Genomic DNA, 19605 nt, shown 5'->3' on the forward strand with positions numbered 1-19605 from the left:
GCCCCGGGCCCGGCCGGTTCACGCGTTAACGGCGTCGGCGGTGCGCCACTTCGGGGACCGAAGTCCCGTAGCCGGCAGCCCGCCGTCGTCCGCGGGTGCGCCACTTCGACGGTTCCCTGCGTGCAAGACGCTGCGTAGCGTCGAATGGGCAGGGAACCGTCGAAACGGCGCCAGGAGAGCCCCCGGAACCTTACCGGCGCGAGGCGTCGATGAGATCCTTGTCGTCGTTCTCGCGCCCAGGGGCGCCTGCGGCGAGGTCGGCGGCGGCGGGCTCCCAGGCGTGGCCCTGCTCGTGATCCAGGTGCGTGGCCCTCTTGTTCTTCAGCGCGAAGATGTAGATCACCAGGGAGATCGCAATGGCCACCGTGACGTACGTGAAGAACAGCTCCTCCTGGCCGGCCTTCTGCAGCGCCGCGCCGATCAGGGGGACGGTGCCGCCGAAGAGCGAGTTGGCGATTGCGTAGCCCAGGCCGACACCGAGGGCGCGGATGGACGCGGGGAACAGCTCGGCCTTCACGAGGGCGTTGATCGAGGTGTAGCCGCCGACAATCAACAGGCCGCCCATCATGAGCAGGAACGCCGTGAACGGGTCCTTGGTGCCGGCCAGGGTGGAGAGCAGCGGCCAGGTGAACAGGACGCCGGTGATGCCGAACCAGAGCAGCAGCGGCTTGCGGCCCACCTTGTCGGAGATGATGCCGTAGACCGGCTGCAGCAGCATAAAGATGAACAGCGCCCAGAAGTTGATCACCGAGGTGTCGGTCTTGGCGATGCCCGAGGTGTCATTCATGAACTTCAGGATGAAGTTGGTGTAGGTGTAGAACGCCACCGTGCCGCCGAGCGTGATGCCGATGCAAATCAGCAGCGGCTTCCAGTAGCTGGTGAACAGCAGTTTCATGGTGCCCGGCTGCGCTTCGCCGGCCACTGCCGGGGCCTTGGCTGCCTCGATCTGTTCGGCCGAGACGGTCTCCTCCATGGAGCGCCGCAGCCACAGGACCACGAGGGCGGCGACGCCGCCGATCGCGAACGGGATCCGCCAGCCCCATTCGCCCAGGTCACCCTTGGGCATTACGTTCTGCAGGACTACCAGGACCAGCAGGGCCAGCATCTGGCCGCCGATCAGCGTGACGTACTGGAAGCTGGAGAAGAAGCCGCGGCGCTTGGTGGTGGCGGCCTCGGACATGTAGGTGGCGCTGGTGCCGTACTCGCCGCCCACCGAGAAGCCCTGGATCACGCGGATGAGCACCAGCAGGATCATGGCCCAGAGGCCGATCACGTCCTGGGTGGGCAGTACGGCGATGGCGAAGGAGCCGGCGGACATCATCGTCACGCTCAGCGTCAGGGCGGCCTTGCGGCCCTTGCGGTCCGCATAGCGGCCGAAGAACCAGGCGCCGATCGGGCGCATCAGGAACGACGTCGAGAAGACCGCCATCGCTTCGAGCCCGGCCTGCAGGTCGTCCTTGGAGTTGAAGAAGTGCGACTGGAAATACGCTGCAAAGACTGTGTAGACGTAGAGGTCGTACCACTCGACGAGGTTGCCGGCCGAGCCTTTGAGGATGTTGCCGACGGCTTTCCGGGTCTGGGCCGCTTCGGACAGTTGGGTGCTCATCAATGAACCTTCCTGGATCCGGCATCGCAAGGGAGCAACACCGTCCGCCACCCTAGTCCCCGTAATCCGGAACACTTGGGTTTTGGTCATATTGGTCATGAGCACAATGCGGCCGGTTTTCCTCGAGTGGCAGGATGGGGTCCAGACTTCTTACGCCGTGGAAAACGTGACCTCAGACGCCAGCGCTTACCCCGCCGTCGCCCTGACCATCGCCGGATCCGAGGCCACCGGCGGGGCCGGCGCGCAGGCTGACCTAAAGACTTTCCAGGAGCTCGGGGTCTTCGGCATCGCGAACCTGACGTGCATCGTGTCCTTCGATCCGAAGGAGAACTGGAACCACCGCTTCGTCCCGGTGGACCAGCAGGTCATCGCCGACCAGCTGGAGGCGACGACGGCGGCGTACGGCGCCGCGTCCGGCGCACCGTCCGTGCTGGACACCGTGAAGATCGGCATGCTGGGAAGCCCGGCGACGATCTCCACGGTGGCGTCGGCGCTGGCCGGCTCCGCGTTCAGGAACGTGGTACTGGACCCGGTGCTGATCTGCAAGGGCCAAGAGCCGGGCCATGCCCTGGACACCGACCAGGCGCTCAAGGCGCAGATCCTCCCGCTGGCCACCTTCGTCACGCCGAACCATTTCGAGGCCGAATCCCTCTCCGTGCTGGAAATCACCGACGTCGAATCGCTCAAGGCCGCGGCCGTCCGTATCCACGAGCTCAGCGGTGCCGCCGTGCTGGCCACGGGCGGCGTGCGCCTGGCCGGGCCGGACGCCGTCGATGTCTATTACGACGGCGAGACGCTGGAAGTCCTGTCGGCCCCGAAGGTGGGCGACGTGGCCGTCTCCGGCGCCGGCTGCTCGCTGGCCGCCGCGGTGACGGCGGAGCTGGCCAAGGGCGCGACGCCGCTGGAGGCCGCCCGCACGGCGAAGGACTTTGTCACCGCGGGGATCCGAAACCGGATGGCTTCGGGCGCCCCATTCGACGCACTCTGGCAGGGCGGCCCACGCTAGCCGTTCCGGGCCTAGGCCTCCGCGGGCCCAGGGCCTCCGTTTCGACGGTTCCCTGCGCACTCGATGGCGCGTGACATCGAACCGGCACGGAACCGTCGAAATGGCCGGGCGCGCCGGAGCCAGGACTGCGGACTCGCTGGCCTGCGTGATCTGGAGGCCGGGCTGGATCCAGTCGAAGTCCGTCTCGGTTTGCAGCATTTCCTGCAGCCCCAGGCGTGCGAACACCTTCCGCAGCTCGAAGCCGGTCTTGTGGTCTTCCCACCGCGGCAGAAAGACCTGAGTCGGGGCCGGAGCCGCCAGAGCGACTGCGGCGTCTGCCATGGTCTGCGGGCCGGGCATGGCGGCACCCTCATCGGGCAGCACCAGCCGCATCACGAAACCCTCGGCGTAGGGCAGGTCCACGGGCTGCCAGCTGCCCCCGCGGACAGATGCGAGGTTCTGGGTGGTCGACATGGTGGGGACGGAGACCTGCCCGCCGGCCGCCGTCGTGAAGGGGCGATCGGCCGTGTCGCTCGCGTCGAAGGGGACCTTCCACGCCGGGGCGAAGTACACCGAGTTGAGCAGGCTGAAGGTGTTGTCTTTGCTGTACTCCGCCGGCGCTTTCTTGAGCCTGCCGCCGGAGTTCTTGTTTACCCATGCGTCGATCGCCGGTTTGGTGGCGCCCTCATCCTGGAAGTCCACTGGGTACACGCCCGTCCCGTAGTACAGTGCCCGCCGGCTGCGGGGCCGAGCACGCGGTCAACGACAGCGTCACGGCGGCGACGGCCGCTACGATCCTTGCCAACCCATTGTGCTTCATCGCGCCCCCAAGGTCCGGACGACAGCGTCAGATGGCGGGATCCCGCCTATTCCAGCCAACCAGCGGGTTCTCATCCGCCCCAGCCCCTGGCCGTTTCGACGGTTCCCTGCCCACTCGATGCGTCCCGACGTCGAACCCGCACGGAACCGTCGAAACGGAGGCAGGCGTCAGCGCCGCGGGATGTTGCGCAGGTTGCTGCGGGCCATGCTCACGGCCTCGCCGGCGCCCCGGTTGAGCACCACCTTGGACATCGCCGTGGCGAAGCCCAGGATCTGCGCGCCCTTGATCTTCGGCGGGATCGAGAGGGCCTTGGGGTCCGTGATGAGCTCCACCAGGGAAGGCCCCCGGGTGCGCGAACGCCTCCCGGTAGGCGGCCTCGATTTTTGCCGGGTCGGTCACGCGGACGGTATGGAAACCGAGGGCCCGGGCAACCTCCGCGTAGTTGGCGTCCGGCACGTCCACACCGAAATCCGGGAGCCCGTCCACCAGCATCTCCAGCTTGACCATGCCCAGCGTGGAGTTATTGAAAACCACCACGTTGATCGGAAGCCGGTGCGCGGCGACCGTGATCAGTTCCCCCAGCAGCATCGACAGGCCGCCGTCGCCGGAAACCGAGACCACCTGGCGTCCCGGGTAGGCCAGCTGGGCGCCGATCGCGTGGGGCAGCGCGTTGGCCATGGAGCCGTGCAGGTAGGAGCCGATCAGCCGGCGGGTGCCCAGCGGGTTGATGTACCGGGCCGTCCACACGTTGCACATACCCGTGTCCGCCGTGAAGACCGCATCCTCAGCCGCGATCTGGTCCAGCAGCGAGGCAGCGTATTCGGGGTGGATCGGCTGGGTCTTTTCGACCTTGCGGGTGTACGCCCCGACGGCCTTGTTCATCAGCCGGTCGTGCTTCTTGAGCATCGCGTCGAGGAAACGGCGGCTCTTCTTCGGCTTCAGCAACGGCATCAGCGCGGCCAGCGTCGGCAGCACGTCGCCATGGACGGCGACGTCGACGTCGGTCCGCCGGCCCAGGTTCTGCGCCGCCCGGTCCACCTGGGCCGTCCGCGTTCCCGGGAGGAACTGGTCATAGGGGAAGTCGGTGCCGAGGAGGATCAGCAGGTCCGCATCCTCGATCCCCTCGGCGGCGGCGCCGTAGCCGAGCAGCCCGGTCATGCCGATGTCGTAGGGGTTGTCGTACTGCATGAAGTCCTTGCCGCGCAGCGAGTGTCCAATCGGCGCGGCGAGGAGTTCGGCGAGCGCGATCACCTCGTCATGGGCGCCGTCGACGCCGGCGCCGGCGAAGATGGCGACCTTGCCGGCGTCGTTGATGGCGTCCGCAAGTTCCCGCACGCTCGCGGGGTCCGGCACCATGGCGGCCGGCCGGAAGGCTGCCGGCGCCGGGGTTTCGGCGGTCGCCTCCAGCCCCGCGATGTCGCCGGGCAGCGTCACGACGGCGACGCCGCGAAGTGCGACGGCGTGCTGGATGGCGCTGTGCATCACCCGCGGCGCCTGCTCGGCCGTGCTGATGAGTTCGGAGTAGACCGAGCACTCGTTGAAGAGCCGGTCCGGGTGGGTCTCCTGGAAGAAACTGCTGCCGATCTGCTTGCTGGGGATGTGCGAGGCGATGGCCAGCACCGGGGCGCCGGAGCGGTTGGCATCGTACAGGCCGTTGATCAGGTGCAGGTTCCCGGGCCCGCAGGACCCGGCGCAGACCGCGAGCCTGCCGGTCAGCTGGGCTTCGGCCGCGGCGGCGAACGCGGCCGCCTCCTCATGCCGGACGTGGATCCAGTCGATTCCGCCCTTTGCCGCGCCGCCGGTCTTGCGGACGGCGTCGACGATCGGATTCAGGCTGTCGCCCACGATCCCGTAAATCCGCTGCACGCCGGCAGCCTGGAGTTGTTCGACAAGCTGGGTGGCAAGTTCCTTGGCCATGGGTGCACGCTCCCGCGAGGTGGATGGATGTGCTGACACTGGCCAATATAGTCCGCCGGGCTCCGGGCCCGTCCAGGAAACCGGACCGGTCAGCTCCCCGAGTGGGCCTGCAGGAAGGAGTAGACCTCGGTCTCGTCCACGCCGGGGAAGGCTCCGGGCGGCATGGCGGCCAGCAGGTGCGAGTGGGCGCGGGCCGAGGGCCACGCGTTGCCGGCCCACTCCGAGGCCAGGGCGGCCGGCGGGCGCTTGCAGCAGCTCTCGTCCGGGCAGGTCGATTTGGACCGCTCCGTGGTGTCGCGGCCGCGGAACCACTTGACCTGCGCGTACGGCACGCCGACGGAGAGCGAGAACTCGCCGTTCGCGGACCGTTCGGTCCGGGCCGTGCACCAGTAGGTCCCGGCGGGCGTGTCCGTGTACTGGTTGTAGGCGCTGAATTTGTCCGGCACGTCGAATACCACGCGGGACGTCCAGTTTTTGCAGGACGGCTGGCCCTCGATGGCGCCGGTGTGGTCCTGTGGGAACGTCACGCCGTCGTTCTCATAGGCCTTGTAGATAATGCCGCTCTTGTGCGTCTTCTGGAAGTGGGTGCGCAGGTCCAGGTGCTGGGTGGCGAGGTTCGTGAAGCGGTGCGCCGCGGTCTCGTAGGACACTGCGAACGCGTCCCGGATGTCCTCCACCGCAATCTCCTTGGCTGCCTTGGCCTTTTGGAGGAACTCCACGGTGGCCTGCTCCGGCAGCAGCAGCGCGGCGGCAAAGTAGTTCGTGGCGACGCGCTGCATCAGGAAGTCGCCGAAGTTGGTGGGAGTCTGGTGGCCCAGGACGTAGTGGCCGAGGGCCTGCAGCAGCACCGACCGGGGGTCGTGGTCGCTCCGGGCGTTCTGCGTGAGATAAATTCGGCGGTTCTTCAGGTCCGTCACCGAGCGGGTGGAATGCGGCAGGTCGCCGACGTGGTGCAGGCTGAACCCGAGGTGCCCGGCGATGTCAGCAATCACGTGGTGGGACAGCGGACCGGAGGTGTGGCCCACCGACGCCAGGACTTTCTGGGCCTCGGCCTCGTACTCCGGGAAGTAGTTGTTGCGCTCGCGCATCATGGCCCGCAGTTCACCGTTCGCGCGGCGCGCCTCCTCCGGCGTGGCGACCTGCTCATTGAGGCGGCGCTCCAACTCATGCTGCAGCCCCACCATGGACTCCAGCACGTCCATGGGAAGCCGCGAACTGATGCGGATCCTGGGCAGATTCAGCGACTCGTAGAGGGGACTGCGCTGGTAGCGTTCCAGCTCGATTTCCAGGGCCGCGCGGCGGTTCGGCAGTTCCGCGCCGAGCAGTTCGTCGATGCTGACACCGAGCGCACCGGCCAGTTGCTGCAACAGGCCGAGTTTCGGTTCGCGCTTGCCGTTCTCGATCAGGCTCAGCTGGCTCGGGGCGGTTCCGACGGCGGCGCTGAGGTCATCGAGCGTGAGCCCGGCCGCCTTGCGCAGGTGCCGGACCCTCCGGCCCATGCTGATGACGTCCACCTCAGGTTCGGCGGGGACGGCGGGGGATATTGCCTGGCGGTTCCAGCTGCTCGGATGCATTTTTTGAGAATACGGGAAGAAGTTCATTTCTTTCCATACATTCCCCCTAGAAAGCCCCTTGAAACTGAAGAAAAGTAGATCTCACAGAAAGATTCACAACCCCGGACCAGCCGCCGCAACCCTCAGGGAAGCGGACCCGCCGGCCCCGGACCCACCAAGGAGACAAAGATGACTGCAGCATTTGAGCCCACCCAGCAGCCGCCCGTGCAGGCCACGGCAAGCGCGCAGGCCGCCGCCCTGGAGCTCGAGTGGGCCGCCAACCCGCGCTGGGAAGGTGTCACTCGGGACTACTCGGCGTCCGACGTCGTCCGCCTCCGCGGCCGGGTCTCCGAGGAACACACCCTGGCCCGCCGCGGCTCGGAGAAGCTGTGGAAGCAGCTCACCGAGGAGCACAAGGAGGGCAAGTACACCAACGCCCTCGGCGCCCTGACCGGCAACCAGGCCGTGCAGCAGGTCAAGGCCGGGCTGCGCGCCATCTACCTCTCCGGCTGGCAGGTTGCCGCCGACGCCAACAACTCCGGCCACACCTACCCGGACCAGTCGCTGTACCCGGCCAACTCGGTCCCCACGGTGGTCCGCCGCATCAACAACGCGCTGCTCCGCGCGGACCAGATCGAGTTCTCCGAGGGCATCCAGACCGTCGAGGACTGGATGGTGCCGATCGTCGCCGACGCCGAGGCCGGCTTCGGCGGTCCGCTGAACGCCTACGAGCTGATGAAGTCCATGATCCAGGCCGGCGCCTCGGGCGTGCACTGGGAAGACCAGCTCGCCTCGGAGAAGAAGTGCGGCCACCTCGGCGGCAAGGTCCTCATCCCCACCCAGCAGCACGTCCGCACGCTGAACGCCGCCCGGCTCGCCGCCGACGTCGCCGGCACGCCGTCGGTGATCATCGCCCGCACCGACGCCGAGGCGGCCACCCTGATCACCTCCGACGTCGACGAGCGCGATCAGGAATTCATCACGGGCGAGCGGACCCCGGAGGGCTTCTACAAGGTCCGCAACGGGATCGAACCCTGCATCGCCCGCGCCAAGGCCTACGCACCGTACTCGGACCTGATCTGGATGGAGACCGGCACCCCGGACCTGGAACTGGCCCGCAAGTTCGCCGAATCGGTCAAGGCCGAGTTCCCGGACCAGATGCTCTCCTACAACTGCTCCCCGTCGTTCAACTGGCGCAAGCACCTCGACGACGCCACGATCGCGAAGTTCCAGCGCGAACTCGGCGCCATGGGCTTCACCTTCCAGTTCATCACCCTGGCCGGCTTCCACGCCCTGAACTACTCGATGTTCGACCTCGCCCACGGCTACGCCCGGGAAGGCATGAGCGCCTACGTCGAGCTGCAGGAGAAGGAATTCGCCTCCGAAGCACGCGGCTACACCGCCACCAAGCACCAGCGCGAAGTCGGCACCGGCTACTTCGACGATATCGCCACCGCGCTCAACCCGAACGCATCCACTTTGGCTCTTGTGGGATCCACAGAAGAGGGCCAGTTCCACTAACTCACGACGGCGGCCTTGCGTCCGGCCTTCGGTCCGGCATTGCTCTGCCTGCTATTCCCCATTGCCGCCTCTGCTTCGTTTCCACTTCGCGGGGCGGCAATGGGGCCCCTTTTACGCAGGCCCCCGCAACACCGGCACCTTCGGCCTCGCGCTTGAGTCACCATTCGCCGTCGACCTTGCGTCTTCTCTAAGGAGAGATTTGAAATGAACAGCTTCACTGACAACTTCACGATCAACGGGGTTACGTTGACGGCCCAGCCGATTTGCCGGCAGAGCGAGGTTCTGACGCCGGACGCGCTGGCGTTCGTGGCCAAGTTGCACAAGGCGACGGCGGGACGCCGGCTGGAGCTGCTGCAGGCGCGTCGGGAACGCCGGCAGCAGATCACCAGGGGCCAGGACCCGCACTTCCTCCCCGAGACCGAGTCCATCCGCAACGACCCCGAGTGGCGCGTCGCTCCGCCGGCGCCGGGCCTGACTGACCGCCGCGTCGAAATCACCGGCCCGGTAGACAAGAAGATGGCCATCAACGCGCTGAACTCCGGCGCCAAGGTCTGGCTCGCGGACATGGAGGACGCCTCCACCCCGTCGTGGCGCAACGTCATCCAGGGCCAGCTGAACCTCACCGACGTCCTGGAGCGCCGGATCGACTTCACTTCTCCCGAGGGCAAGGAGTACAAGCTGCGCCCCGCCGAGGAGTTGCCCACCATCGTGGTCCGCCCCCGCGGCTGGCACCTTCCGGAGAAGCACATGCTGATCGACGGCGTGCCGGTGGCCGGCGGGATCGTCGACTTCGGCCTGCATTTCTACCACAACGCCCGGCGGCTTATCGCCCAGGGCAAGGGCCCTTACTTCTACCTGCCGAAGATCGAGAACCACCTCGAGGCTCGCCTCTGGAACGACATCTTCATCCTGGCCCAGGACCTTCTGGGCATCCCGCAGGGCACCATCCGCGCCACTGTCCTGATCGAGACCATCACCGCCGCGTTCGAGATGGAGGAGATCCTCTACGAACTGCGCGAGCACGCCGCCGGGCTGAACGCCGGCCGCTGGGACTACATCTTCTCGCTGATCAAGAACTTCCGGACCCGCGGCCCGCGGTTCGTCCTGCCGGACCGTGACCAGGTCACCATGACCCAACCGTTCATGCGGGCCTACACCGAACAGCTGGTGCGCGCCTGCCACAAGCGCGGCGCCATGGCGATCGGCGGGATGGCCGCGGCCGTTCCCAACCGCAAGGACGAGGCGGCCAACGCCATCGCGCTGGAGAAGGTCCGTGCCGACAAGACCCGCGATGCCGCCGACGGCTTCGACGGCTCCTGGGTGGCGCACCCGGACCTGGTGCCGGTCTGCCGCGAGGTGTTCGACGGCGTCCTGGGCGACCGCCCGCACCAGTTGGACCGCCTCCGCGAGGACGTCACCCCCGATGACCGCGCGCTGATCGATATCGCCTCCACCACCGGGACGATCACCGAGCGCGGCGTGCGGATCAACATCGAGGTAGGCATCCGCTACATCGAGTCCTGGCTCCGCGGCAACGGTGCCGTGGCCATCCACAACCTGATGGAGGATGCCGCCACCGCGGAGATCTCCCGCTCGCAGCTGTGGCAGTGGATCTTCGCCCGGGCCATCACCGACGCGGGCGATGTGATCACGCACGAATGGGTCGAAGACATGCTGGACGAGGAGTTCGCGAAGCTGGAACGCTTCGAGGGCGACCGCTTCGCCGACGCCCGGGACATCTTCGAGGAAGTCACGCTCAGCAACGAGTTCCCCGCCTTCCTGACCCTGCCGGCCTACGACCGCTACCTGCACGAAGCCCGCGGCGGCGCGGACAACGCGATCAACGCCGCCGACCTCGTGGCGGCGTAACCGCCCGGCCTGGGACGGGGCGCCGCTCCGGCACCCGGTTCCGGCCCTCCAGAATTCCGTCCGCCGGGCTTCCATGCCCTTCGCAACAGGCTCCCCGAGATCCGGGGCGGGAGCCCGGCGACGGAACACCCTCCCCCGTCACACGACACACGTCACACGTCACACGTGCGCGAACGGACCGTTGAGGCCCATGTTTTCTCCCAAACATGGGCCCCAACGGTCCGTTCGCGCTTTTTGGGGTCTACGAGGCCAACCGCTGCGGTCCGGCATGGCCGGGGCCGGGCTGTTCAACGCCACGATCGGGCCGGCTGATCTCGCCCCACACCTCGTCGAGGGACAGGCCCAGGACGTCGGCGATGGCAGCGATGGTGGGGAATGCCGGCGTCGCGACCCGGCCCGTCTCGATTTTCCGAAGGGTCTCGGGTGAAACTCGCGCCGCCAGGGCGGTCTCGAGCATGGAGCGCTCTCCCCGTGCACGGCGCAACAGGGCGCCGAGCCGCTGTCCGCGCTCAACCTCTTCTGACGTAAGGGGCAACCTGACCATGGCTCCGATTATAGTACCGGGATAATATGGCCGGTATAGTTATTGGAAACCAGTGGAAGGCCCCACATGATTGAGATCCTGAACCCGGCCGAACTGGCCCGGGCAAGAGAAACCGGCGCCCTCGTCGCCGACATCCTGCAGTCCCTCAGGTCACGGAGTACCGTCGGCACGAATCTCCTGGACGTCGACCGGTGGGCCGCGACCATGATTGCCGAGGCCGGCGCGCAATCCTGCTACGTCGATTACGAGCCTGCCTTCGGACGCGGGCCGTTCGGACACTACATCTGCACGGCCGTCAACGACGCCGTGCTCCACGGACTGCCGCACGACTACACCCTGGCCGACGGCGACCTGCTGACCCTCGACCTCGCCGTCGCCAAGAACGGCGTCGCGGCAGACTCTGCCATCAGCTTCATCGTGGGCGAATCAAAGCCCCGCGAAAGCGTCGCCATGATCGACGCGACCGAGCGCGCCTTGAGCGCAGGGATAGCGGCTGCCGTGCCCGGGGCCCGAATCGGCGATATCTCCCATGCCATCGGGTCGGTCCTCGGCGCGGCGGGGTATCCGATCAACACCGAGTTCGGGGGACATGGCATCGGATCAACGATGCACCAGGACCCGCACGTTCCCAACACCGGACGGCCCGGCCGCGGCTACACGCTACGTCCCGGACTGCTGCTCGCCTTGGAGCCATGGGTCATGGCCAACACCGCGGAACTCATCACCGACGACGACGGGTGGACACTCCGAAGTGCCACCGGCTGCCGGACCGCTCACAGCGAGCACACGATCGCCATCACCGACGACGGAGCCGAAATCCTCACCTTGCCTACGCGGCCGCACCCCTGACGCGGGAGCCGCGGACCGGCGCGGAACGGCTCCTTGGACCGACTGGACCGGCTAGTGCGGCTTCGGGATGTGGCGCAGGGACAGCGCACAGCCGAGGATAAACAGGGCCACGGAGCCCAGGATCATCAGCAGCGGCCCGGTCCACGAGTCCGAGATGCCGTGCACGTAGCCCAGCAGTGTGGGGGCCACGGCGCCGAAACTGTAGCCCGCGCCCTGGACGACGGCGGACATCCGGCCCGCCGAAGCCTGGTCGCGGGCCAGCCGGATGATCGCAATGAAAATCAGGGTGATGCCGCCGCCCTGCGCTACCCCGCCGAAGGATGACCACAGCCACCACAGCTGGGGGGCCAGCAGCAGACCCACGGGCACCGTCAGCCACAGCGCCCCCAGGGTGAGGCCGACCGCCGTCGTGCTGGCGAAGCGCGCCGCGAGCGGTACGCCCAGACCGCCCGCGATCGCCAGGATCTGGAACAGTGAGGATCCGGCCCCGGCAGCCGACGGCGCCAGGCCCAGTTCGTCGGCGAGCAGGCTGGGCAGCCACGCGGTCACGCCATAGTAGGAGAAGGCCTGGCCGGCGAAACCCGCGGTCAGCGCCACGGTAATCCAGCGCGACGCCGGCCGGGCCGCCGCCCGGGTGGGATCGGTCCCCGGGATCGCCTCGGGCCGGAAGGAGCGGGCCCCGACAGCCAGCACCCACACAGCGGCGGCCGCGACGGCGAAGAGCGCGCATGCGGCGATCGCCGGACGCCAGCCGAGCATCTCCGCCAGCGGCGCCGTCATCATCGACGTGGCAAAGGACCCGATGTTCAGCGCCGCGGTGTAGGTGCCCATGGCTGCGCCCTGCTGGGACGGGCTGAAGTCGCGCCGGATGATCAGCGGGACCACGATGTTGCCGATCGTAATCGCGACACCCAGAATCACGGTGCCCAGCATCACGAGCGCCCCGCCGCCCGCGGAACGGACCACAACGCCGAGGAGCACGCCAAGCAGGGTGAGGGTGATGGCGAACTCCGGGCCCAGCTTGCGGCCGGTCAGCGAGGCCAGCGGCGCGGCCAGCGCGAAGCAGAGCACCGGGATGCCGGTCAGGAAGCCGATTTCGACCGGCGAGAAGCCCAGGTCGCGCCGCATGTCCCCCACCACGGGCGCGACCGCGACGAACGGGCCGCGCATGTTTAGGGCGATCAGTCCGATCGCGATCATCAGCAGCCAGCCCCGCGGACCTTTCGCCAGGGCGCTCATCCGGCGTTCCGGGGCCTGACGGCCGGGCAGAAATATGTTTTCATCAGTCCCATTGCTATCACGCGCCGCCGCGGCCCGCGCGGCACCTCCGGAACATGACGGACAGCGCTTCACGAAGGCCGGCCCCCGCGGGCGGCGGACTAGGGTCTTTGGCATGACGCACCTCATCCGGAAGGCCACCGCCGACGACGCCGGCCAACTGGCCGAACTCGCCGCTGTCACCTTCCCGCTCGCCTGCCCGCCGGAATCCCGGCCCGAGGACATCGCCGCCCATCTGGCGAACACGCTCAGCGAAGCCAACTTCCGCGACTACCTCGCGGATCCAGACGTCACGGTGCTGGTGATCGACGCGGGCGGGAAACTCCGCGGCTACAGCCTGCTCGTGGACCGCCGCACGCAGGATCCCGAGGTGGCCGCGTCCTTGGGTCCCGGACCGAGCACCGAACTGAGCAAGTGCTACGTGCATCCCGACCACCACGGTCTCGGCGCGGCGGCCGAACTGATGCACGCCAGCATCGCCACAGCAGCGAGCACGGGCGCCCCGGGACTCTGGCTCGGGGTGAACAGCCAAAACGCCCGGGCCATCAGGTTCTATGAGAAGTCCGGTTTCCGGATGGTCGGCACGAAATCATTCAAGCTGGGCTCAGCCGTGGAACACGACTTCGTCATGGAGCGCCCGGTCGCGCCCTGACCGCGACCCACCCCACGCACCACCTCCGATGCCGGGGCTGCGGGAATGGTCCGGGCCCGGGCGGGGTTGTCGCCATTATGAAGATTGAGATCTGGTCCGACGTGGCCTGCCCCTGGTGCTACATCGGCAAGCGCCGCTTTGAAACCGCCCTCGCGGCCTTCCCGCACCGCGACGCCGTCGAAGTGCAGTGGCGCAGCTTCCAACTCGACCCCAGCCTGCCGGAGCATTACGACGGCACCGAGTTGGACTACCTGAGCACCCGCAAGGGCATGGCCCCGGACCAGGTCGCCGGCATGTTCGAGCACGTGGCGTCCCTCGCCAGCGCCGAGGGCTTGAACTACCGTTTTGACGCCGTCGTGGTTGCCAACAGCTTTACCGCCCACCGACTGATCCACCTCGCCGGGGCGCACGGAAAGCAGGATGCGGCGAAGGAACGGCTGCTCAGCGACCACTTCGAGCACGGCCGCGACATCGGCAGCCGCGAATACCTCACCGCACTGGGCCTGGACCTCGGGATCGGTGCCGCCGAACTGGAGGAACTGTTCAGCTCGGACAAATACGCCGACGACGTCCGGCAGGACTTCGCGGAGGCCCGCGCCCTGGGCGTCAGCGGCGTGCCGTTCTTCGTGATCGACCGCAAATTCGGACTCTCGGGCGCCCAGCCCGCTGAAACCTTCAGCGCGGCGCTCGACCAGGCCTGGCAGGAAAGCCACCCGCTCGTGATGGCCGACGCCGGTACTGCCGCCGGGGCGGACGCGGGAGCGTGCGGCCCGGACGGCTGCCTTGTCTAGCTCCCCGGGCTGAGCCCTGGCGGCGGGCCGCCCCTGAACCCGCACCTGCACCTGCACCTGCACCTGCACCTGCACGAACGTACACTTGCGGCCCCAATAAGCCGTCGGCGCGGGCCTCAACTGTACGTTCGCGCTTCAGGCGGGCTGTGCCAGACCGGCGGCGAGGCCGGCGCCGAACCCCGGCGTCGGCCCGCACCGGACAATGTCCAGCGCTTCGACGTCGAGCAGCTTCCGGGCGCCGGTCCGGGAATCCAGGATCCAGAACAGTTCCATCAGCGGGATGGTCTGCGTGACTCGTCCGCGGTGGAATAGCTTGCCGTTGTGCCATGCCTCGATGTGATCCCCGGTGGCCAGTTCCCCGCACGTCCGGATCGTCGTGCCATTCGCATCCATTGCCAGTTCCTCCCCCTCGCCGCCCCGCCGTCGGGGAGCCTGTGCCACCAGCATGCACGGGCGATGTTTCACCGGCGTTTCCGGCGTGTGAGTTTCTCGCGTCGCGGACCCGGCGGCAGGGGGTCGCCTAGCGCCCGCCGCCCGTTGGCGTCCCCGCGACGACGGCGGCCGGGTCGGCGTCGTCCGCGGTGATCAGGATGTTGCCCTCCGCAATGGACTCGGAGAGCACGTCGTGCTCGACGGCCGTGGCCAGCGGCTTCTCCTTGACGAAGCACATCAGCAGCGCCGCGGCGAGGGCCAACGGGACCATCCAGATGAAGATCGGCGTCAGCGCGTCGTTGTAGGAGGAGATGATGGCCTCCTTGAGCGGCGCCGGCAGCTTCCCGACGACGGCGGGGGTCAGCGAGTTTGAGCCGCCCGGCGCGCCCCCGGTCGCCGCGGCGGGCAGCCGCTGGACGAGGAGCTCGGCCAGCCGGCTGGCGAACAGGCTGCCGACGACGGCGGAGCCCAGGGTGGCGCCGATCTGGCGGAAGAAGTTGTTCGACGCCGTGGCGGTGCCCACCTCGCGCAGCGGGAAGGAGTTCTGCACGATCAGCACCATGATCTGCATGCTGAGGCCAAGGCCGAGGCCCATCACGGCCAGGTAGGCGCAGATTTCCCAGAGCGGGGCCCCGGGCTTCAGGGTTGAGAGCAGCACCAGGGCAACCGCGACGAGGACGCCGCCCACGATCGGCATCCACTTGTACCGGCCGGTGCGGCTGACCAGCTGGCCCGAGACCACCGAGGCCACCAGCAGGGCACCCATCATCGGGATCATCAGCAGGCCGGATTCCGTGGCGTTGACGCTGAAAGCCATCTGCAGGTAGGTGGGCAGGTAGCCGATGGCGCCGAACATGGCGACGCCGATCAGCAGGCCGGCAATCGTGGCCAGGTTGAAGTTGAGGTCCTTGAACAGGTGCAGCGGAATGATCGGCTCGGCGGTCCGGCTCTCCACCCAGACAAACGCGGCGGCACTGACAACGGCGCCGCCGATCAGGGCCAGGATGATCGGGTCGGACCATTCGTACTTGCTTCCGCCCCAGGTCGCGAACAGGACCAGGCAGGTGGTGGCGATGGCAACCAGCACCATGCCGCCGAGATCCAGGCGCGGCCGGCCGCTGTGCCGGGGCAGCTTGAGGAAGAAGACGGCCCCGGCGAGGGCCAGCAGGCCCAGCGGGATGTTGATCCAGAAGACCCAGCGCCAGCCGGGCCCCTCGGTGAACCAGCCACCCAGCAGCGGTCCGGCGACCGAGGCGATGGCGAAGACCCCGCCCATCATGCCCATGTACTTACCGCGTTCCCGTGCGGGGATGACGTCCGCGATCACTGCCTGGGACAGGATCATCAGGCCTCCGCCGCCGAGTCCCTGGATGACGCGGGCGACGATCAGCATGCCCATGTCGTTGGCCAGTCCGCCGACGACCGAACCGGCCATAAACAGCAGGATGGCTGCCATCAGCAGGGACTTGCGCCCCATCAGGTCGCCGAGCTTGCCATAGATCGGCATGGTGACGGTGGAGGCGAGGATGAAGGCGGTGATGACCCAGAGCATGTCGTTGACGCCGTGAAGCTCGCCCACGATGGTGGGCAGCGCCGTGCTGAGCACGGTCTGGTTCAGCGACGCCAAAAGCATCGAGAGCATCAGGCCGACGAATAGCAGGACGATGTGCTGCTTCTCTTCGGGCCTTCCCGGGGCGGGGACTGCTTGCGTGGTCATAAGGAGTTCCTTTGGAAGCGGAGTAGGCGGGACGACGGGGGCGCCGGTCGGCATCAGGCGGCGATGGTTGCCTGCCGCAACATTGTCAGTCTTTTTCCGCGCGCCGGGGCCCGTCAAGCCTCTTGGTCTGCAAGGATCTTCGCACATTATTGCACTACTGCAAAATTGCATCGGTGCATGTGAAGGCTGTCCGACGGTGGGATGCGGAGGCGACTGCGAGGCGCCCGCCGGAGTTTAACCTCTTTTACTGACAGATGGGGCTAAAGTGTCCGTATGCCCAGGATTTCGGCCGCCAGCAACGCCGCCCAACGTGCCGAGACGCAGCGCCGCATCCTGACCGCCTTCGGCGAACTGCTCTTCACGCACGGGCTGCCGGGCCTCACCATGACCGACGTCGCCCGGCATGCCCGGATCGGCCGCACCGCCGTCTACAACTACTACGCGGACATTGAAGAGCTCCTGATCGCCTACGCCCTGGACGAGACCGAGCGCTTCCTGGTCGAGCTGCGCGATTCCCTGGCGTCGCTGCAGAACCCAGTCGAGCGCCTGGCCCTCTATGTCCGCGCCCAGGTGGCCGACCTGAGCAGGCGCCACCTGCCCCCCGGTCCGGCCATGGGCGCCGTCCTCTCCCCCGCTTCCTTCGCCAAGCTGGCGGACCACGTGGGCGAACTCAGCCTCCTGCTCCAAGACATCCTGCGCGACGGCATGGCCCAGGGCTACCTCCCGGAGACTGACATCACCCACCTCGCCCAGCTCATCCACGGCACCCTCTCCTCAAGCGCCGCCCGGGGCGACGGCGCCGGCGCGGAACCGGAGGCGGAAGCCCGGATCGCACGGACCGTGCGGTTCATCCAGCTGGGCGCCGGGGCCAGGTTCGACGACGCCGGCCGCGCCCTCCGCGGCGCCGCGTAAGCACGCGGCCACGTCGGAACCTCGTCGCCGAAACAGCCACGTCCCCGCCGTGCGAAGTCTCAGGGGTTCGGGCTGGGCGGTACGAGCGTCGGCACGACCGGCCATTTGGGATCGTCCGCGGCGCGGCGGGTTTCCCGCGGGCAGCTGAGCTTGCCGGGCGTCTGGTCCACGAGTTCCGGCTTGGCCAGTTCCTTGAAGTCCCCGGTCAGGATGACGTCCACGCTCGCGTCGCTGCGGCCGTCCTGGACATAGTCCGAGCCGGGTAGGTTGCGCTGGACGCTGAACGCCGAGGACTGGCCGGCGGCCCCGGACACCACCAGCGCCACCCCGCGGTAGCCGGACTGGGTGTTGCCCACCGCACCCACCACGAACTTGCGGGCCAGGAATTGGTCGGCCACCTGCCGGGCCAGACCGGGGCGGCTGGTGGAGTTGTAGACGTTCAGGTTGATCGTGTTGTGCGGCGCGTAGTCGTAGGTAGCATCCGGGCACAGCGACGCGGCAGCCTGGCTGCGCTCTGCCGTCGGGATTTTGATTTGGCCGTTCATGATGGCCAGGGCCACCACAATGGCGGCAGTGACCAGCCCCACCAGGAGCACCAGGACCACCCCGTGCAGGATCCGCCGTCGCATCCGCACCGGGTTTTCCAGCTCACCCTGCTCCACGAACGTGGCCCGCAGATCGGAGCCGGTGATGACGTGGTGCCCATGCAGGACGGTGGGGTCCTGCGGCGTCCTAGCCATTGATCACCAGCACGCGGGCGTGGATCGCGGTGCGCTGGTGCAGGGCGGTGCGGACGGCGCGGTGCAGACCGTCCTCGAGGTACAGCACGCCGCGGAACTCCACCACGTGCGGGAACAGGTCACCGAAGAAGGTCGAGTCTTCGGCCAGCAAGGCCTCAAGGTCAAGGGTGCGCTTGGTGGTGACGAGTTCGTCCAGCCGGACCGGGCGCGGCGGCAGCGCCGCCCAGTCCTTGGGCGTGTTGAAACCATGGTCGGGGTACGGGCGTCCCTCGCCCACAGCTTTAAAGATCACCATGCAAGCCTAAGGAAGAACCCCGGCCAGGGGAATCATAGAGGCCACGGCGCCGGAGGTTGTGGCCAAACAGTGACCATTTATCACTCCAGTACCTGCCACTGCCGCGCCTGAAGCCGTCAGCTGCGTTGCCCCGGCGGCCGAAGCGTAACGGCAGGGCGGAACCGGCTGCCCGGCTGAGAGAATAGAGGCATGACTGCACCCGAGACCTCCGCCCTGCCGCCATCGGCGCCGCCGCTGGCACTGCTGCTCGACGTCGACGGTCCCGTGGCGAGCCCGCTCACCCGCACCGTCCAGCCCGGCATCATCGCGGATCTCCTTGCCCTGGCGTCCGCCGGGATTCCGGTCATCTTCAATACCGGCCGTTCGGACGCCTTTATCCGCGAGCAGGTCATGGAGCCGATGATCGCCGCCGGTATGCCGCCGGGGCTCCTCGTCCACGCCATCTGCGAGAAGGGCGCCGTGTGGTTCAGCTACACCGCTGCCGGGCCGGGCCCGGTCCATGTGGACCGGGAACTCGCCATCCCGCAGGCGTTCGGGGATGACGTGCGCCGGCTCGTTGCGGAGGACTACGCCACCCACATGTTCTATGACGAGACGAAGCTGGCCATGGTCTCCGTGGAGCAGCACGTCGCCGTCGCCAATTCCGAATACCGCGAGGAACAGGCACTGTTCGACGCCGACGCGATGGATTTGATGCGCCGCCACGGCCTGGGGGTGGTGAGGCTCGACCACCACGCCCCGGACAGCGACGACCAGATCGACTACCGTGTGGACCCCACCATCATCTCCACCGATATCGAATCCGTCCGGCTGGGCAAGGATCTGGGCGCCAGCCGGGCCGTCGAGCTCCTGGCCGCCCAGGGCATCACCCCGCAGGCCTGGCGGACGGTGGGCGACTCGCGCACCGACTACGCCATGGCCGACTGGCTGTACCACAACGACCACCCGGTAAAACACGTGGACGTCCGGCCCGCCGACGGCATTCCGGCCAAGCCTTACGGGGTCCTGACCGCGGCCGACCTGGGGCTGGGTGCGGACACCATTCACGACGACGCCGGCGCCGCGTTCCTGCGCCACTGGCGTACCGCTTTTGCGGGTTGATGTCTCGGGCTGAGAGCCCGGTT

Annotated in this window: 16 protein-coding genes and 2 pseudogenes; 8 read left to right on the forward strand and 10 right to left on the reverse strand. The window is 67.8% G+C overall.

What is annotated here, in order from left to right; translation table 11 throughout:
- Positions 1-190: 190 nt before the first annotated feature.
- Entirely contained in the window at positions 191-1606 is a 1416-nt protein-coding gene (locus ACZ5Z0_RS07370) for an MFS transporter (protein WP_464110541.1), read from the reverse strand.
- Positions 1607-1772: 166 nt separating this feature from the next.
- On the opposite strand from ACZ5Z0_RS07370, the gene ACZ5Z0_RS07375 reads away from it, so the two are divergent.
- Complete coding sequence (locus ACZ5Z0_RS07375) at positions 1773-2612, forward strand: hydroxymethylpyrimidine/phosphomethylpyrimidine kinase (protein WP_464110747.1); 840 nt, start codon at positions 1773-1775, stop codon at positions 2610-2612.
- A 180-nt stretch (positions 2613-2792) separates the two neighbouring features.
- Here the strand turns inward: ACZ5Z0_RS07375 and ACZ5Z0_RS07380 are convergent.
- From ACZ5Z0_RS07380 to ACZ5Z0_RS07390, 3 genes and pseudogenes are all read right to left on the reverse strand, one after another.
- Positions 2793-3302: pseudogene (locus ACZ5Z0_RS07380) on the reverse strand (serpin family protein); the annotation flags it as partial.
- Positions 3303-3578: 276 nt separating this feature from the next.
- Positions 3579-5328, reverse strand: a pseudogene (locus tag ACZ5Z0_RS07385) (pyruvate dehydrogenase).
- A gap of 89 nt (positions 5329-5417) precedes the next feature.
- Positions 5418-6929, reverse strand: coding sequence for a helix-turn-helix domain-containing protein (locus tag ACZ5Z0_RS07390; protein ID WP_464110542.1), 1512 nt, complete (start codon positions 6927-6929; stop codon positions 5418-5420).
- Between the two features lie 141 nt (positions 6930-7070).
- On the opposite strand from ACZ5Z0_RS07390, the gene aceA reads away from it, so the two are divergent.
- Positions 7071-8402, forward strand: a complete 1332-nt coding sequence (aceA, locus tag ACZ5Z0_RS07395) for an isocitrate lyase (protein WP_464110543.1) — start codon at positions 7071-7073, stop codon at positions 8400-8402.
- A gap of 204 nt (positions 8403-8606) precedes the next feature.
- Positions 8607-10271, forward strand: coding sequence for a malate synthase A (gene aceB / locus ACZ5Z0_RS07400; RefSeq protein WP_464110544.1), 1665 nt, complete (start codon positions 8607-8609; stop codon positions 10269-10271).
- A 241-nt stretch (positions 10272-10512) separates the two neighbouring features.
- On the opposite strand, the gene ACZ5Z0_RS07405 is transcribed toward aceB, so the two are convergent.
- Positions 10513-10815, reverse strand: a complete 303-nt coding sequence (locus ACZ5Z0_RS07405) for a helix-turn-helix domain-containing protein (RefSeq protein ID WP_464110545.1) — start codon at positions 10813-10815, stop codon at positions 10513-10515.
- 66 nt (positions 10816-10881) lie between these two features.
- Here ACZ5Z0_RS07405 and map point away from each other — a divergent pair, with 66 nt between their 5' ends.
- Positions 10882-11664 carry a type I methionyl aminopeptidase gene (gene map, locus ACZ5Z0_RS07410; protein WP_464110546.1) on the forward strand — a complete coding sequence of 261 codons (783 nt, stop codon included), beginning with the start codon at positions 10882-10884 and terminating at the stop codon, positions 11662-11664.
- A 51-nt stretch (positions 11665-11715) separates the two neighbouring features.
- Here the strand turns inward: map and ACZ5Z0_RS07415 are convergent, their stop codons facing one another.
- Positions 11716-12903 (reverse strand): MFS transporter, encoded by a 1188-nt coding sequence (locus tag ACZ5Z0_RS07415; protein ID WP_464110547.1) that lies wholly within the window; start codon positions 12901-12903, stop codon positions 11716-11718.
- 154 nt (positions 12904-13057) lie between these two features.
- On the opposite strand from ACZ5Z0_RS07415, the gene ACZ5Z0_RS07420 reads away from it, so the two are divergent.
- Both ACZ5Z0_RS07420 and ACZ5Z0_RS07425 read left to right on the forward strand, forming a co-directional pair.
- Positions 13058-13594 (forward strand): N-acetyltransferase family protein, encoded by a 537-nt coding sequence (locus ACZ5Z0_RS07420; protein WP_464110548.1) that lies wholly within the window; start codon positions 13058-13060, stop codon positions 13592-13594.
- 77 nt (positions 13595-13671) lie between these two features.
- Positions 13672-14385, forward strand: coding sequence for a DsbA family oxidoreductase (locus ACZ5Z0_RS07425; protein ID WP_464110549.1), 714 nt, complete (start codon positions 13672-13674; stop codon positions 14383-14385).
- Between the two features lie 135 nt (positions 14386-14520).
- On the opposite strand, the gene ACZ5Z0_RS07430 is transcribed toward ACZ5Z0_RS07425, so the two are convergent.
- Both ACZ5Z0_RS07430 and ACZ5Z0_RS07435 read right to left on the reverse strand, forming a co-directional pair.
- On the reverse strand, positions 14521-14778 hold the full coding sequence (locus ACZ5Z0_RS07430; RefSeq protein WP_464110550.1) for a hypothetical protein: 258 nt from the start codon (positions 14776-14778) through the stop codon (positions 14521-14523).
- A gap of 127 nt (positions 14779-14905) precedes the next feature.
- Entirely contained in the window at positions 14906-16534 is a 1629-nt protein-coding gene (locus ACZ5Z0_RS07435) for an MDR family MFS transporter (RefSeq protein WP_464110551.1), read from the reverse strand.
- Between the two features lie 273 nt (positions 16535-16807).
- On the opposite strand from ACZ5Z0_RS07435, the gene ACZ5Z0_RS07440 reads away from it, so the two are divergent.
- Positions 16808-17446 (forward strand): TetR/AcrR family transcriptional regulator, encoded by a 639-nt coding sequence (locus ACZ5Z0_RS07440; RefSeq protein ID WP_464110552.1) that lies wholly within the window; start codon positions 16808-16810, stop codon positions 17444-17446.
- Between the two features lie 59 nt (positions 17447-17505).
- Here the strand turns inward: ACZ5Z0_RS07440 and ACZ5Z0_RS07445 are convergent, their stop codons facing one another.
- Positions 17506-18186 (reverse strand): LytR C-terminal domain-containing protein, encoded by a 681-nt coding sequence (locus ACZ5Z0_RS07445; RefSeq protein ID WP_464110553.1) that lies wholly within the window; start codon positions 18184-18186, stop codon positions 17506-17508.
- Entirely contained in the window at positions 18179-18478 is a 300-nt protein-coding gene (locus tag ACZ5Z0_RS07450) for a type II toxin-antitoxin system VapB family antitoxin (RefSeq protein ID WP_175322235.1), read from the reverse strand. Before ACZ5Z0_RS07450 ends, ACZ5Z0_RS07445 begins: the two co-directional genes overlap by 8 nt.
- Positions 18479-18670: 192 nt before the next feature.
- On the opposite strand from ACZ5Z0_RS07450, the gene ACZ5Z0_RS07455 reads away from it, so the two are divergent.
- A complete protein-coding gene (locus ACZ5Z0_RS07455) occupies positions 18671-19582 on the forward strand; it encodes a hypothetical protein (RefSeq protein ID WP_464110554.1) in 912 nt (303 codons plus the stop codon).
- The last annotated feature ends 23 nt before the right edge of the window (positions 19583-19605 follow it).

It is taken from the genome of Arthrobacter sp. T2-23 (assembly GCF_055398325.1).